This window comes from Nocardioides bruguierae (assembly GCF_023554635.1).
Taxonomy (GTDB): domain Bacteria; phylum Actinomycetota; class Actinomycetes; order Propionibacteriales; family Nocardioidaceae; genus Nocardioides; species Nocardioides bruguierae.
Genome location: NZ_JAMJPH010000001.1, coordinates 177,800 through 192,929 on the forward strand (window position 1 = coordinate 177,800; position 15,130 = coordinate 192,929).

The window sequence follows — 15,130 nt, forward strand, 5'->3', positions numbered from 1 at the left end:
CACAAGCCGGTCCATGCCGCCTGACGTGGTCGGTCGCCAGCGGCGTCGACGTGTCATGCTCGGGTTGTCAGCCACGGCTTGCCGCCGACCGTCGTCCTCCAGGGAGAACCCGTGCCGCACCCGTCCATGCGCGACCCCCACGACCAGGGATCGGCCGAGGCCGAGACCGGCGACCAGCACGAGGCCTCCGGGGCCGTCCCCGACGGGCTCAGCAGCGCCCGCGCGTCCTGGTCCGCGCAGCCGGCCGAGGTCCGCGCCCGCAAGCTCACCACCTGGCTGCTGCTGGGCGGCACCGCGCTGATGATCGTCTCCGCCGCCGTGTGGTGGGCCGTGATCGACAACGCCCGCCCGGCCCGGCTGGACGACCTCACGACCGTCCTGTTCATCACCACGACGCTGCGCTACGTCGGCATCGGCTGCGTGGCGACCGGTGTCGTCGCGCTCGGCGTGCGGCTAGGTCTGCAGGCCGGCAGGGAGTGACCCCTGCCGGGGCGGCTACTGGCGCTCGAGCAGGATCCTCGCGGCCCGCTTGAGGTCCGCGCGGACGGCGGGCACGGAGGCGAACGTGGCGACCAGCCCGAGGACGCCGAGCGCCTCGATGCGGAACCGGAACGACACGTCGCAGGCCACACCGGCCGCGGCCGGGGTGAAGGCGAGGTCCAGGTCGGCGCGGACCCCGCGCCAGGTGCCCGTCTCGGCCCACACGTGGGGACGCTCGAGCCGGGTGGTGCGCATGGCCGGGCGCAGGCCGGGCACGGTCACGTCGGTCCAGGTCTGACCCGCGGCCTGCTCACCCGCCACGTCCGCGACGGAGCGCAGCGACGACTGCCACTCGGGGCGGTTCGCCGGGTCCACCAGGTAGTCGAAGGCGACCTCCTGGGGCACGGAGAACCGCACCCGACCGGAGCCGTGACGGGCGACCATGGTCAGAACGTCTCGCCGGTGAGCAGCTCGTAGGCCTCGATGTAGCGGGCGCGGGTGCGCTCGACGACCTCGGCGGGCAGCGCCGGCGGGGCCTCGCCCGAGGACTTCACCCAGCCGGACTCCGGCGAGAGCGCCCAGTTGCGGACGATCTGCTTGTCGTAGGAGGGCTGGGTCTGGCCAGGCTTCCACTCGGCCGCGGGCCAGAAGCGCGAGGAGTCGGGCGTCAGCACCTCGTCCGCGAGGATCGTGCGGCCCGCCGCGTCCCTCCCGAACTCGAACTTCGTATCGGCGAGCAGGATGCCGCGCTCGCGGGCGATCTCCTCGGCGCGGCCGTACACGGCGAGCGTGAGGTCGCGCAGGTCGGCGGCGTCCGGCTCTCCGATCGTGGCGACGACCGCCTCGTAGGAGACGTTCTCGTCGTGGTCGCCCAGCTCGGCCTTCGTTGCCGGGGTGAAGATCGGCTCGGGCAGGCGGCTGCCGTCGACGAGGCCGGCCGGCAGCGGGACGCCGCAGACCTCACCGGACGCCGTGTAGTCGAGGAGGCCGGACCCGGTCAGGTAGCCGCGCGCCACGCACTCGACGGGGAACATGTCGAGCTTCTCGCAGATGACCGCGCGCCCCCTGACCGAGTCCGGCACGTCGGTGGAGACGACGTGGTGCGGCACGAGGTCCTCGAGCTGCTCGAACCACCACAGCGACATGCGGGTGAGGATCTCGCCCTTGTCGGGGATGGTCGTGTCGAGCACGAAGTCGAAGATGGAGAGCCGGTCGCTGGCGACCATGAGGAAGCGGCCCGTGTGCTCGCCCTCGGTGACCTCGTACAGGTCGCGCACCTTGCCCGAGTGGACGTGGCGGGTGCCGGCGATCGGCGGGGCGGCGGGGATGTTCAGCTCCGTGCTCACGGGGGCCAGCCTAGGGCGTGCGGCGGCTGGTCTCGACGTGCGTTCGTCACGCCTCGACCAGCGGAGCGGTCAGCAGCCGCAGGAGTAGTAGGTGACGTCCCAGTGGGAGCCCTCCTTGGCGTACACGTTGCCGGAGGCGGCCTGGTACATCGCGGCCCCGTCGCTGCGGGTGCCGATGTAGGCGTAGTGGCCGGTCACCCAGCTGTTCAGGCAGGTGGTGATGCGGAAGTCGAGCTTGTAGCCGTTCCAGTGCGAGTAGGTGCCCGAGGAGTGGCCGGTCTCGGTGCCGCCGGTGATGGTCAGGGCGCAGCCCGAGGCGTTCTTCAGCGTGATGGCGCCGTCGATCGTGGCCTGGCGGATGCCCTCGAACGAGGTGCAGGAGGAGTTGTAGCGGTCGGTGCAGCCGCCGGAGGAGACCCAGCTGATGCCGGCGGCGGAGAGCTGGGAGGCAGCGCTGGACTGGCTCACCGCGGAGGCGGTCGGCGCCGCCAGCACGCCGGTGCCGGTAGCCAGGAGCAGGCCGGCGAGCACGAGGCCGATCCGGCGGAGGTGACGGTGGAGGGTGGTCCCGAGAGTGGTCATGGACGCCACGCTGCCCCGCCTCGTCCACGTCGTGAAGACGGGACGACGTGCAGGTCGCTGCACTGCAAGGACCTGCACGACCGGCGGGGGTGGGCGGCCGTCGCCGGACCGGAACAACGCCGGGCCGCCACGGCACCGGCACGCATCAGGCCAGGTCAGCGAGCTGCACCCCGAGGTCGCGGGCGGTTGTTCCGGTCGGGCGACGTCAGGACGCGCGGGCCCGGCGCCACGGGGCGGGACGGCCGTGGAGGAACCAGTCCATCTTGCGGGTGATCCACGGCAGCCCGTAGAAGACCATCAGCGGGGTCAGCACCACGATCGTGGAGAGCAGGCGCAGCGGCAGCGGCAGCGCCTGCACCCACCCGATCTGCGACGCGATCCAGTTGACCACCAGGGAGGCCGGGTAGAACACCATGAAGATGGTGATCGCCTGCTTCCACCGCGGCGGCGGGGGCGGGGCGTCGGTGAGGATCTCGGCGTCCGGGGCGTCGAACCAGCCCTCGATGCCCGACCGCTTCTCGGTGCCGACCTCGCGCACCACCAGGCCGGCCGCCGACTCGCGCCACCAGTGCCGCTGCGGGGACTCCTCCCACGCCTTGAGGGCGTCGGCGTCCGCGAACCGGTAGAGCGCGTGCCAGGTGTCGTGGCCGGGGGCGGGCCGCACCCACCCGACGCCCAGGAACCCGGGGAACAGCTGCGCCAGCGACTGGCCGGCCGTCAGCCACGAGATCATCTCCGCCTCCCGGGCGGGGTCGACGACACGGCTGATGCAGACCGTCACGGCGTCGGGGTGGACCTCGGTGACGTGATCGGGAGCGGGCGCAGGTTCCGACATGCCACCCATCGTCCCCCTCCTCGCCCGGTCGTCACACCGGTGTGCGCGTGGAGGCCGTCACGGCGTGGGTGTCGTCACCGCCGCCAGGCGCGGACAGCCATCGCGAGCGCCCCGAGCAGCAGCACGATCTCGGCGGCCAGGGCGGCCGAGAGCCCCACGGCGGACGAGGCGACGCCGGCGACCAGCGTGTAGACCGAGACCGCCAGCGCCGCCCCGATCGACGCGCCGATGCGCTGCCCGGTCTGCAGCGCACCGCCCGCGGCGCCACCCATCTCCGGCGGCACCTCCTGCAGCGTGAGCGTGATGTTCGGGCTCACCACCGCACCGGCGCCCAGGCCGGTCAGCAGCAGCACCGGCGGCAGCCAGGCCCAGATCGGGGTGGCCAGCGGCACGACCAGCGCCACGAGCACGGTGCCGCTGATCATCACGCCCAGAGCGCCGACGGTCAGCAGGCGGCCGACGTCCGTCACCACGCGCCCGGCCAGCGGGGCGGCGACGGCCGAGCCGACCGCGAAGGGGGCCATCATCAGGCCCGCCTGGAGGGCGGAGTAGCCGAGGCCGTCCTGGAGGTGCAGCGAGGCCACGAGCATGAGGCCCGTGAACCCGGTGAAGTAGAGCGCGCCCACGGCCATGCCGTTGACGTAGCCGGGCAGTCGGCGCAGCAGCCGCAGGTCGAGCAGGGGCGGGCGGCCGGTGCGCACCTGGCGGGCCTCCCAGCGCACGAACGCCCAGCCGAGCAGCGGCACCCCGAGGAGCAGCACGAGCGGCAGCGCCGAGCCGTTCTCCAGCGAGACCACCGGCAGCAGCAGGCAGATCACGGTCGCGCCGAGCAGCACCGAGCCGAGCACGTCGATGCGGGCGTCGCCGGTGCGCTCGGCGGCCGGGGTGCGCGGCACCATCAGCCAGATCGCCGCGAACGCCACGAGGCCGATCGGCACGTTGATCCAGAACAGCCAGCGCCAGCCGTCCTCCGCGCCGGCCAGCGCGATGATGAGTCCGCCGATCACCGGCCCGGTGGCCGAGGCGATCGAGACGGTCAGCCCGAAGAAGCCGAACGCCCGACCCCGCTCCCGACCCCGGAACAGCTGCTGGATCAGCCCCGAGTTCTGCGGCGTCAGCAGGCCGGCCGAGGCGCCCTGGAGCAGCCGCGCCAGCACCACCGTCCCGGCGCTGGGCGCGAACCCCACGAACGCGGACGAGGCCACGAACCCGGTGAGGCCGATCAGCATCATCGTCCGGCGGCCGTACGCGTCGCCCAGGCGTCCGCCCGCCACGAGCGTCAGGCCGAAGGCCAGCGCGTAGCCGGAGACGACCCACTGGATCGTCCCCTCCGAGGCGTCCAGCCCCGCCGACATCGACGGGATCGCGACGTTGACGATCGAGACGTCGAGCAGCGACATGAACCCGACGACCAGCGAGACGCCCAGGATCCGCCACCGGCGCGGGTCCGGCTCGTACGGCGCCTGCTCCTGCTCCGGCGTCGCCGGTTCCTCGACGTGCTGCTCGACCACGCTCACCACCCTTTCCCCGACATCCTTCCCCGCCACCGCAGACCCGAGCGGGTGGGCCTCGACACGTGTCCTGGACGCACGAGACCCCCGCACCCGACGGCGGCGTGCGCCGTCTCCGGGGGCGGGGGTCTCGAGGCTCAGCCGTGGCCGGCTTCGCACCTCGACCAGCGAGGTGGGATCAGCCGGTGTTGCGCAGGCCCGCGGCGATGCCGTTGATCGTGGTGAGCAGCGCGCGCTGGAGGTCGCTGTCCGGGTCGAAGGCGGTGACCTCGGAGGCGGTGGCGCGCGTGCGGGCCAGCAGGCTGACCTGCAGGGCGTGCAGCGGCGCCAGGTAGGCGTCACGCAGCGCCAGGGTCTGGCGCAGCACCGGGGAGTGCTCGAGCAGCTCGGACTCGCCGGTGACCCGCAGGACCTCGGCGACGGTGAGCGCGTGCTCGGCCTTGATCACCTCGAACAGCGCCCGGGAGTCCTCGGGCACGAGCGTGTCGACGTAGCGCGCGGCGATGGCGAGGTCGGTCTTGGAGAGCGTCATCTGCACGTTCGAGAGGAAGGTGCGGAAGAAGTTCCAGGAGCCGTACATCTCCTTCAGCTGCTCCTCGTGGCCGGCCTCGCGGGCCGCCTTGAGGCCGGAGCCGACGCCGAACCAGCCGGGCAGGATCATCCGGGTCTGGGTCCAGCCGAACACCCACGGGATCGCGCGCAGGTCGTCCAGGCCGCCCTCGCCGCCGGGGCGCTTGGAGGGCCGCGAGCCGATGTTCATCTTGCCCAGCTCGTCGACGGGGGTGGCGGTGACGAAGAACGGCACGAGGGCCGGGTCGCGCACCAGTGCGCGGTAGGCGACCTGGCCCTGCGAGGCCACCACGTCCATCGTGGCGTCCCAGCGGTCCAGCGTGCCGTCCGGCAGCGACATCGTCGTGTGCAGCACCGCGGCCTCGATGGTCGCGGCGAGCGCGTTCTCGAGGTTGAACCGCGCGAGGCCGCGCAGCAGGTACTTGTCGGAGATGACCTCGCCCTGCTCGGTGACCTTGATCGGGCCGGTCATCGAGCCCCACGGCTGCGCCAGGATCGCCTCGGCCGACGGGCCGCCACCGCGGCCCACCGAGCCGCCGCGGCCGTGGAAGAGCCGCAGGGAGACGCCGTGCCGGGCCGCGATGTCGCGCAGGCCGCGCTGGGCGCGGTGGATCTGCCACTGGGACGCGGCGATGCCGGCGTCCTTCGAGGAGTCCGAGTAGCCCAGCATGATCTCCTGCACGTCCCCGCGGGCCTTGACCACGCGGCGGTAGGACGGGTCGGAGAGCAGCCCCTCGAGCAGAGGGCCGGCCAGCTCGAGCTCGGCCACCGTCTCGAACAGCGGGGCGAAGCCGAGGCGCGCCGTGGCGGGCGCGGTCTCGGAGCCGGTGTCGACCAGGCCGGCCTCGCGGGCCAGCACGACGACCGCGAACAGGTCGTCGATGTCGTGGGTCATCGACACGATGTAGGTCTCGATGACGTCGGGCCCGAACGTGTCCTGCGCCTTGCGGATGGTGCGCATCAGCGACAGCGACTTGTCGGCCTGACCGTCCTCGAGCTGGCGGCCGGAGCCGATGAGCGGACGACGGCCCGCCATCTCGGCCGAGAGGGTGGTGATCCGCTCGGCGTGGTCGAGCTCGCCGTACGGCGTCTCGAGCTCGCCGAGACGGTCGTAGAGCTCGGCCAGCGCGGCGTGGTGCTTGGCGCTGTGCTCGCGCACGTCGAGCGTGGCCAGGCCCAGGCCGAACGCGGTGGCGGTGCGGATGAGGCTGAGGATCTCGCCGTTGGCGGTGAGCGTGTCGCCGCTGGCGATCATCGACTCGCGCAGCAGCGTGAGGTCGGCCAGCAGCTCGTCGAACGAGGCGTAGTCGCGGCCCGGCTCGTGGGCGGTGCCGTGGGCGAACCGGTCGCGGGTGCGGATGAGCCGCACACGGATGAAGCTGAGCTTCATCCGGTAGGGCTCCTCGGCGTTGAGCCGCTTGACCGTGTCGAAGGTGATCGGCAGCGCCTCGGCGTCGGCGTCCAGGGAGGCCTGGAGCTCGTCGCTGATCGAGACGACGCGGGTGCTGGCCGAGGCCTCGGTCAGCGCCTCCTCGACCAGGTCGATGAGGCGACGCAGGCCGAAGTCGTGCTGCTGGCCGAGCACCTCGAGGGTGACCTCAGGGGTGACGAACGGGTTGCCGTCGCGGTCGCCGCCGGCCCACGCGCCGAAGCGCAGCGGCCGGGCGTCCGCGGGCAGCTCGATGCCGATCTCGGAGAGCTGCTGGTGCAGCTCCTCCATGAGGCCGGGGACGACGTGGCCCTCGAGCTGGGTCAGGTAGTAGATCGCCGTGCGCGACTCGTCCTTGGGCTGCGGCTTGGCGATGCGCAGCTCGTCGGTCTGCCACAGCAGGTCGACCAGCTCGGCCAGGCGGCGGTCGATCCGGGCCTGGGCACCGGCCGTGGCGCGGGGGTCCTCACCGGCCGCGACCGACTCGGCGACCTTGCGCAGCAGCCGCAGCACGGTGCGGCGCGAGGCCTCCGTCGGGTGGGCGGTGAACACCGGGCGGTACTCGACCTTGGCCAGTGCGGCCGAGACCTCGTCCAGCGAGAGCTTGCCGGCCTCGACCGCGGCACCGATCTTCTTGATGCTGGCGGCCAGCGGACCCTCGTCCGAGGCGCTCAGCTCGGCGAACCGGTGCAGCTGCTCGGTCACGTTGACGAGCTGGAAGTAGGCGGTGAAGGCCCGGGCGAGGACGACGGCGGTGGCGTCGTCCTGCTGGGCCAGGAGCTCGTCGAGACCACCGTCGCCGGGGGTGCGGGCGCGGTGCCGCACCTCCTCGACCAGCTGGAGGAGCTCGGGGCCCTCGTGCCTGGTCAGCGCCTCACCGAGCAGGGTGCCGAGCTGGCGCACCGACGCGCGCAGGGCGGCGTGCTGCTCGCCGCTGCTCACGGCCCCCGCGTAGTCGCTCACGCGACGGTCGGCGGCGGTGATCTCCTCGGAGGTCGGGTCGGGCCCGGTCGTCGAAGTCATGGGCCCCATCCTTGCGCGATCGTGTTACGGGCGCATCGCCGGGCCGGAGTACGGACGTGTGGAGGTCGTCTCGTCGGCGGCCGCCGCTCCTCGACGGGGCCTCGGGTCAGAGGATGGCGCCGGGGCTGTACGCAGCCGCGTCCGGGTGCGCCGCGCAGATCGCCTCGACGGCGCGGACGACGGCCTGCGTCTGGGCCACCGCCGCACCGGTGAAGGTGATCGGCTCCGCGACCAGCGCCTCGAGCTGGGCGGGGGTGAGGCTGAGCCGCTCGTCGGCGGCGAGCTTGGCGAACACGTCGTTCTCGGCCTGGCCCTGGCGCATCGCCAGGGCGGTGCCGACCGCGGCCTCCTTGATCGCCTCGTGCGCGGTCTCGCGGCCGACGCCGTTGCGCACGGCGGCCATGAGGACCTTGGTGGTGGCCAGGAACGGCAGGTAGCGGTCGAGCTCGCGCTGGATCACGGCCGGGAACGCGCCGAACTCGTCGAGCACCGTGAGGAACGTCTGGAAGAGGCCGTCCACGGCGAAGAACGCGTCGGGCAGGGCCACGCGGCGGACCACGGAGCAGGACACGTCGCCCTCGTTCCACTGGTCGCCGGCGAGCTCGCCGACCATCGAGAGGTAGCCGCGGGTGACGACGGCGAGGCCGTTGACCCGCTCGCAGGAACGGGTGTTCATCTTGTGCGGCATCGCGGAGGAGCCGACCTGGCCCTCCTTGAAGCCCTCGGTGACGATCTCGTTGCCGGCCATGAGGCGGATCGTCGTGGCGAGGTTGGAGGGAGCCGCCACGGTCTGCACCAGCGCGGAGAGGACGTCGAAGTCCAGGCTGCGCGGGTAGACCTGGCCGACGCTGGTCAGCACCCGCTCGAAGCCGAGGTGCTCGGCCACGCGGGTCTCCAGCGTGGCGAGCTTGTCGGCGTCGCCGTCGAGGAGGTCGAGCATGTCCTGGGCGGTGCCCATCGGGCCCTTGATGCCGCGCAGCGGGTAGCGGCCGAGCAGGTCCTCCACGCGCTCGACGGAGACCATCAGCTCGTCGGCGACGCTGGCGAACCGCTTGCCGAGCGTCGTGGCCTGGGCGGCGACGTTGTGGGAGCGGCCGGCCATGACGGTGGTCTCGTGCTCGGCGGCCAGGCGGCCGAGCCGGGCCAGGGACGCGACCGCACGGTCGCGGACCAGCTCGAGGGACTGCTTGACCTGCAGCTGCTCGACGTTCTCGGTCAGGTCGCGCGAGGTCATGCCCTTGTGGATGTGCTCGTGCCCGGCGAGCGCGCAGAACTCCTCGATGCGCGCCTTCACGTCGTGCCGGGTGACGCGCTCCCGGGCGGCGATCGACGCCAGGTCCACGGCGTCGGTGCCCTGCGCGGCGACCTTCTCGTACGCCTCGACCACGCCGTCGGGCACGTCGATGCCCAGGTCCTTCTGGGCCTTGAGCACGGCGATCCAGAGCTGACGCTCCAGCACGATCTTGTGCTCGGGCGACCAGATGGCGGCCAGGTCGGCGGCGGCGTAGCGGGTGGCGAGGACGTTCGGCACGGTCACGACGCCCATTGTCCCCGATGGACGCGGCAGCGCTACTCGGGCGGCGGCCCGCCGAGACCGCGGCCTTCTCCGGCCACCTCCGTGGGTGCGGGCCGTCAGCCCTGGGCGGCCTTGAGCGCGATGTCGGTGCGGTGCTGCGCGCCGTCGAAGGAGATCTCCCCGACGCCGGCGTAGGCGGCCTCGCGGGCCGCGGCCAGCGAGGAGCCGGTCGCGACGACCGCGAGGACGCGGCCGCCCGCCGTGACGGGCTCCCCCGCCTCCGACAGTGCCGTGCCGGCGTGGATCACGTGCACGTCGTCCAGGCCCTCGGCCGCGTCCAGGCCGGAGATGACGTCGCCCTTGGAGGAGGACTCCGGGTACCCGGCCGAGGCCATGACGACGGCGACGGCGTTGCCGTCCTTCCAGGTCGGGGCGGGGACGGAGGCCAGCGTGCCCGTTGCCGCGCCCATGAGCAGCGGGGAGAGCGGGGCGTCGAGCAGCGCCATCAGCGGCTGGGTCTCGGGGTCGCCGAAGCGGGTGTTGAACTCGACGACGCGGGTGCCGCGCGAGGTCAGCGCCAGGCCGGCGTAGAGCAGTCCGGAGAACGGGGTGCCGCGGCGGGCCATCTCGTCGACGGTCGGCTGGAGGACGTCGCGCAGCACCTCGTCCACGAGGCCCTCGGGCGCCCACGGCAGCGGGGTGTAGGCGCCCATGCCGCCGGTGTTGCCGCCCTCGTCGCCGTCGAAGATGCGCTTGAAGTCCTGTGCGGGCTGGAGCGGGTAGACCGTGGTGCCCTCGGCCTCGCTCCAGCCGCAGATCGCGAAGAGGGAGACCTCGGGGCCGTCGAGGTACTCCTCGATGACGACGCGGTCGCAGCCCTCGGCGTGGGCCAGGGCGGCGGCGCGGTCGGACGTCACGACCACGCCCTTGCCGGCGGCCAGGCCGTCGTCCTTGACCACGTAGGGCGCGCCGAACTCGTCGAGCGCGGCCGCGACCTGCTCGGAGGTGGTGCACACGCGGGCGGCGGCGGTGGGGACGCCGGCGGCCTCCATGACCTCCTTGGCGAACGCCTTCGAGCCCTCGAGCTGCGCGGCGGCACCGGAGGGGCCGAACACGGCGATGCCGCGCGCCCGGACGGCGTCGGCGACACCGGCCACCAGCGGCGCCTCGGGTCCCACGACGACGAGGTCGGCGCCGAGCGAGACGGCCAGCTCGGCCACGGCCTCGCCGTCCATCTGGTCGACCGGGTGCAGCGTCGCCACCGCGGCGATCCCGGGGTTGCCCGGCGCGCAGTGCACGGCGCCGACGACGGGGTCGGCGGCCAGCGCGCGGGCCAGGGCGTGCTCACGGCCGCCGGTGCCGACGACGAGACAGGTCAGGGACGCATCGCTCACGGGCGAGCATCCTACGGTCCCGGCCGGGCACCGCCCCGCTCGTCTCGCCCGACCTGCTCGGGGCCGTTCGCCTCAGCGACGCACGGCGCCCCGCACGCGGACCACGGAAGACCCGGACCGGTGGCCCGGGATGCGGGCCACGACCTTGACGCGCACCCGCTGGCCGACGTGCCTGGGTCGGAGGATGAGCCGCCGTCCCGTCGCGTCCGCCTTCTTCCCCGGACCGACGTACCAACGGACCGAGAACGAGGAGGGCGCAGGTCGCCAGGTGCCGGTGGCGACGCGCAGGACCCTGCCCACTCGCGCCTTCCCGCGGACCACGGGGTCACGCACCACCACCGGGGCGTCGCCCACGCGGACACGCACCGGGCGCGAGACGACCGTCAGGTCCCGGAGGTAGGGGTCGGCACCGGTGATCTCGACGGTGAGGTCGTGGCCACGGTCCGCCGCCACAGGCCGGTAGGACGCCTCGGTGGCGCCTCGGACCGCAGTCCCGTCGCGCAGCCAGCGGTACAGGACGGTGGCCGGCTGGAACCGCCACCGCTCCGCGAGGTCGGGAGCCGTCAGGCGGCCGTCGACCGCGGCGTCGCCCGTCGGTGCGGGGACGCCGAGAGCGGGCAGGTTGAAGACCTGGTTGGCCTGGCCGCAGCTCCCGTCGGCGGTCGGGCACCGCAGCGTCAGGGTGAAGGGCAGCTCGGCCGTGCCCGCGGGTCGGGTGAGCACGACGGCGCCGGAGCCGACGGGCCGGTTCCCGGTCGAGTAGGTGGTGAGGAAGTAGTAGGGGAAGGAGGCCGCGGCGGTCAGGCCCGTCCGGTAGACCCAGCTCGAGGAGCCTGTCTTGGCGGCGGCGAAGACGGGGGCCTCGTCGGCATCCCACGCGAGCCGGAGGTTCCCGTCGTCGACGGAGATCACGACCGCGTAGCAGGCGATCGGGTGCTCGTCGTCGAGCACACCCTTGACGCGGACCTTGCCCTGGGTGAGGTCGACGGCCCGGCACGCAGGGCCGGCGTCGCGTCCCACGATTCCGTCCAGCATCGCCACCTCGCCCGTGGCCACCTCGCCCGCCTTCGGCGCGCCCGAGATCGAGGACGCCGCCACGACCGCCGTGGAGCCCCAGTCGATGTCGGGGTTGCAGGCCTCGCTGAAGCAGGCGAGCGGCTGGCCCCAGTCGGTGGTGCCGGCCCAGGCGACGGCCAGGTCGCCGTCGGCGACGAACGAGCCGCGACGGAAGCCCTCCTGGTCACCGGGGTCGAAGCGGACGCACTCGACGTCGTGGATGCTGGTCACGGCCGCGGCCGTGGCGGAGCCGTCGACCTCACCGGCCAGGCAGTGCTCGTCGCCGGCGTGGGGCCGCACGGCGACCGTCCACGTCGGCTGGGTGGCGTCGTCCGGGGTGACCCGCACCTCGATCCGGTCCCCGGGCTGCGGCGTCTCGTCGAGGTCGCAGTAGCGCAGTGGGTCGGCGTCGGCACCTTGCTGCCAGGTGCACTCGTCACCTCGGCTGGGCGTGACGGTGACGCTGGCACCGGCGGTCGGGTCCGGCGTCCCGTCACCCGGCACGACCGAGACGAGCACGAGTGAGGCGAGCCGGTCGGCAGGCACCGACCAGCACAGGGTCGTGGCCTCGCCGGTGAGCGTGGCCGCGGTGCCTGACGGCGTCCCGTAGACGCCGACGGGCGCGTCGACGCACCCGTCGGGGACGTCCGCGGCGGAGGCGGGCAGCAGCGGCGCGGTCAGGAACGCGGCCACGAGCCCGAGCAGGGCGAGGACGAGGGCGGGCAGGCGCGTCGGCAGGGCCGGCGTGGTCACAGCAGGGGTCTCCTTGCAGTCCGAGATCCCGTGAACCCTAAACGTTTGCTGAGAGGCCTGCGGCAGGAACCCCGGGAAAGCCGGAACGCGCCCGTCCGATCGGACGGGCGCGTTCGTGGCGAGGAGCGTGGTGCCTCAGACGAGCGGGTGGACCACGACGGTCTGCTCGCGCTCGGGGCCGACGCCGATGGCCGACATCCGTGCACCGGAGAGCTTCTCGACGGCCTTGACGTAGTTCTGCGCGTTCTCCGGGAGGTCGGAGAAGGTGCGGCAGTCGGAGAGGTCCTCCCACCAGCCGGGCAGGTACTCGAAGATCGGCTTGGCGTGGTGGAAGTCGGTCTGGTTGACCGGCATCTCGTCGTGGCGCACGCCGTTGACGTCGTAGGCCACGCACACCGGGACCTGCTCGAGGCCGGTGAGCACGTCGAGCTTGGTGAGCACGAAGTCGGTGACGCCGTTGACGCGGGCGGCGTAGCGGGCGACGACGGAGTCGTACCAGCCGCAGCGACGCGGCCGGCCCGTGGTGGTGCCGTACTCGTGGCCGGTCTTGCGCAGGTGCTCGCCGGCGTCGTCGAACAGCTCGGTCGGGAACGGACCCTCACCGACGCGCGTGGAGTAGGCCTTCACGATGCCGATGATCTGGTCCATCCGCATCGGCGGGATGCCGGAGCCGGTGCAGGCGCCGCCGGCGGTCGCCGAGGACGAGGTGACGAACGGGTAGGTGCCGTGGTCGACGTCGAGCAGCGTGGCCTGGCCTGCCTCGAGGAGCACGGTCTCGCCGCGGTCGAGGGCCTGGTTGAGCAGCAGCACGGTGTCGGCGACGTAGGGTCGCAGCCGGTCGGCGTGCACCAGCAGGCTGTCGACGATCTCGTCGACGCCGGGGGCACGGCGGTTGTAGATCTTGGTGAGGACCTGGCTCTTCAGCTCCAGGGCACCCTCGACCTTCTGGCGCAGGATCGACTCGTCGAAGAGGTCCTGCACGCGGATGCCGATGCGGTTCATCTTGTCGGCGTACGTCGGGCCGATGCCGCGGCCGGTGGTGCCGATGCGGCGCGAGCCGAGGAAACGCTCGGTGACCTTGTCGACCGTGCGGTTGTAGTCCGGGATGACGTGGGCGTTCGCGGAGACCACCAGCTTGGAGGTGTCGATCCCGCGGGCCTCGAGGCCGTCGATCTCGTGGAAGAGCACGTCGAGGTCGATGACCACGCCGTTGCCGATCACGGGCACGCAGCCGGCCGTCAGGATGCCCGACGGCAGCAGGTGCAGGGCGTACTTCTCCTCGCCGATGACGACGGTGTGGCCAGCGTTGTTGCCGCCGTTGAACTTCACGACGTAGTCGACGGAGGAGCCGAGCAGGTCGGTGGCCTTGCCCTTCCCCTCGTCTCCCCACTGGGCTCCGATGATGGCGATCGCGGGCATCTGCCTGCTCACTCTCCAGCCGGGGGCCACGCCCTCGCGGCGGGCCCTGAAAGGCGAATGCCCCCGGCACACGACCAGGGGCTTGTGCGGCCTCACGCTAGCACCGGAGCACCCTCATCCCCTGATCGGCGGCCCCCACCCGTCCGGTCCGGAACCGCTGGCGTCCGATGAGCGGACACCGGGCGGGGCCCGGGGGTCGACGCGGGGTGCGCGTCACGCCGAGTCGGGTGAGCGTGCCGGCCCGCTGTCGCCCGGTACCGTCCGGTACGTGGACCCGCTGCTCGTGATCAAGAACAGCGGCGCCGGGACCGCCGACGAGGAGACCCTCGAGCGCGGCTTGTCGGTGCTGCGCTCGGCGACCTCGGTCGAGGTCGTCGCCACCGGCGACCCGGGCGAGCTCAACAGCGTCCTGCACCGCGCCGGCACACGACGCATCGTCGTCGCGGGCGGGGACGGCAGCCTGCACGCCGTGGTCGCGGCGCTGCACGCCCGCGGGGAGCTCGGCCAGAAGGTCCTCGGCCTGCTGCCCCTGGGCACCGGCAACGACTTCGCCCGCGGCAACGCTGTCCCCCTCGAGGTGACCGAGGCCGCCCGCCTCGTCCTCACCGGGGTCGAGACGCCCGTCGACCTGGTCGTCGACGAGCTCGGGCGGGTCGTCGTCAACAGCGTGCACGTGGGCGCCGGCGCCCAGGCCAGCCGCCGCGGCGCACGCTGGAAGGAGCGGCTGCACCGCGTCGGCGTCGGCCGCGTCAACCTCGGCCGCCTCGGGTACCCGATCGGCTCCCTCCAGGCGGCCGTGAAGCCGCCCTTCGTGCGGCTGCGGGTCGAGGTCGACGGCGAGGTGGTGGTCGACGTCGACGAGCCGGTGCTCATGGTCGCCGTCGGCAACGCGCGCGACGTCGGCGGCGGCACCCCCCTCACTCCCCTGGCCCGGGTGGACGACGGCAAGGTCGACGTCATGGTCAGCCGCGCGATCGGCCCGCTGGCGCGGTTCGGCTACGTGGCCCAGCTGGTGCGAGGCACCCACCCGACCCGCGACGACGTTGTCTACCTGCGCGGCGCCCGCGTCTCCGTGGCCGGCGAGGAGTTCTGGTGCTCCGCGGACGGCGAGATCGACGGGCCCGAGCGTCGCCGCACCTGGCGGGTCGAGCCAGGCGCCCTGCGCATGGTGCTGCCGGCGTCCGCCCCGACGACGAGCTGATCAGGGGCGGCCGAC

At 73.1% G+C, this 15,130-nt stretch carries 12 protein-coding genes; 2 read left to right on the plus strand and 10 right to left on the minus strand.

Features of this window, described 5'->3' with window-relative positions; translation table 11 throughout:
- The first annotated feature begins 111 nt into the window (after positions 1 to 111).
- Positions 112 to 480: a hypothetical protein gene (locus tag M8316_RS00840; RefSeq protein WP_250051127.1), complete on the plus strand. Its 369-nt coding sequence runs from the start codon at positions 112 to 114 to the stop codon at positions 478 to 480.
- A 15-nt stretch (positions 481 to 495) separates the two neighbouring features.
- Here M8316_RS00840 and M8316_RS00845 read toward each other — a convergent pair whose 3' ends face one another.
- The 10 genes from M8316_RS00845 to M8316_RS00890 form a co-directional block, all read right to left on the minus strand.
- The gene (locus M8316_RS00845; protein WP_250051128.1) at positions 496 to 924 is read right to left on the minus strand and encodes an SRPBCC family protein; all 429 of its coding nucleotides are present in this window, start codon (positions 922 to 924) and stop codon (positions 496 to 498) included.
- 2 nt (positions 925 to 926) lie between these two features.
- The gene (locus tag M8316_RS00850; protein WP_250051130.1) at positions 927 to 1,826 is read right to left on the minus strand and encodes a phosphoribosylaminoimidazolesuccinocarboxamide synthase; all 900 of its coding nucleotides are present in this window, start codon (positions 1,824 to 1,826) and stop codon (positions 927 to 929) included.
- Positions 1,827 to 1,895: 69 nt separating this feature from the next.
- Positions 1,896 to 2,408 carry a hypothetical protein gene (locus M8316_RS00855; RefSeq protein WP_250051132.1) on the minus strand — a complete coding sequence of 171 codons (513 nt, stop codon included), beginning with the start codon at positions 2,406 to 2,408 and terminating at the stop codon, positions 1,896 to 1,898.
- Positions 2,409 to 2,613: 205 nt separating this feature from the next.
- Positions 2,614 to 3,243, minus strand: coding sequence for an antibiotic biosynthesis monooxygenase (locus tag M8316_RS00860; protein WP_250051134.1), 630 nt, complete (start codon positions 3,241 to 3,243; stop codon positions 2,614 to 2,616).
- 74 nt (positions 3,244 to 3,317) lie between these two features.
- Positions 3,318 to 4,754 carry an MFS transporter gene (locus M8316_RS00865; RefSeq protein WP_250051136.1) on the minus strand — a complete coding sequence of 479 codons (1,437 nt, stop codon included), beginning with the start codon at positions 4,752 to 4,754 and terminating at the stop codon, positions 3,318 to 3,320.
- A gap of 178 nt (positions 4,755 to 4,932) precedes the next feature.
- Entirely contained in the window at positions 4,933 to 7,776 is a 2,844-nt protein-coding gene (gene ppc, locus M8316_RS00870; RefSeq protein ID WP_250051138.1) for a phosphoenolpyruvate carboxylase, read from the minus strand.
- Between the two features lie 106 nt (positions 7,777 to 7,882).
- On the minus strand, positions 7,883 to 9,313 hold the full coding sequence (gene purB / locus M8316_RS00875; RefSeq protein ID WP_250051140.1) for an adenylosuccinate lyase: 1,431 nt from the start codon (positions 9,311 to 9,313) through the stop codon (positions 7,883 to 7,885).
- A 95-nt stretch (positions 9,314 to 9,408) separates the two neighbouring features.
- Positions 9,409 to 10,671 carry a phosphoribosylamine--glycine ligase gene (gene purD, locus M8316_RS00880; RefSeq protein ID WP_250051577.1) on the minus strand — a complete coding sequence of 421 codons (1,263 nt, stop codon included), beginning with the start codon at positions 10,669 to 10,671 and terminating at the stop codon, positions 9,409 to 9,411.
- 87 nt (positions 10,672 to 10,758) lie between these two features.
- Positions 10,759 to 12,495 (minus strand): hypothetical protein, encoded by a 1,737-nt coding sequence (locus M8316_RS00885; protein WP_250051142.1) that lies wholly within the window; start codon positions 12,493 to 12,495, stop codon positions 10,759 to 10,761.
- A 135-nt stretch (positions 12,496 to 12,630) separates the two neighbouring features.
- On the minus strand, positions 12,631 to 13,914 hold the full coding sequence (locus M8316_RS00890; protein ID WP_250051144.1) for an adenylosuccinate synthase: 1,284 nt from the start codon (positions 13,912 to 13,914) through the stop codon (positions 12,631 to 12,633).
- Positions 13,915 to 14,182: 268 nt separating this feature from the next.
- Here M8316_RS00890 and M8316_RS00895 point away from each other — a divergent pair, with 268 nt between their 5' ends.
- The gene (locus tag M8316_RS00895) at positions 14,183 to 15,115 is read left to right on the plus strand and encodes a diacylglycerol/lipid kinase family protein (protein ID WP_250051146.1); all 933 of its coding nucleotides are present in this window, start codon (positions 14,183 to 14,185) and stop codon (positions 15,113 to 15,115) included.
- Positions 15,116 to 15,130 lie beyond the last annotated feature (15 nt).

Bases quoted from the DNA above. Each gene is read 5' to 3' on its own strand.
- M8316_RS00845 (WP_250051128.1), bottom strand. From the start codon at position 924: ATGGTCGCCCGTCACGGCTCCGGTCGGGTGCGGTTCTCCGTGCCCCAG.
- M8316_RS00855 (WP_250051132.1), bottom strand. From the start codon at position 2,408: ATGACCACTCTCGGGACCACCCTCCACCGTCACCTCCGCCGGATCGGC.
- M8316_RS00860 (WP_250051134.1), bottom strand. From the start codon at position 3,243: ATGTCGGAACCTGCGCCCGCTCCCGATCACGTCACCGAGGTCCACCCC.
- ppc (WP_250051138.1), bottom strand. From the start codon at position 7,776: ATGACTTCGACGACCGGGCCCGACCCGACCTCCGAGGAGATCACCGCC.
- M8316_RS00890 (WP_250051144.1), bottom strand. From the start codon at position 13,914: ATGCCCGCGATCGCCATCATCGGAGCCCAGTGGGGAGACGAGGGGAAG.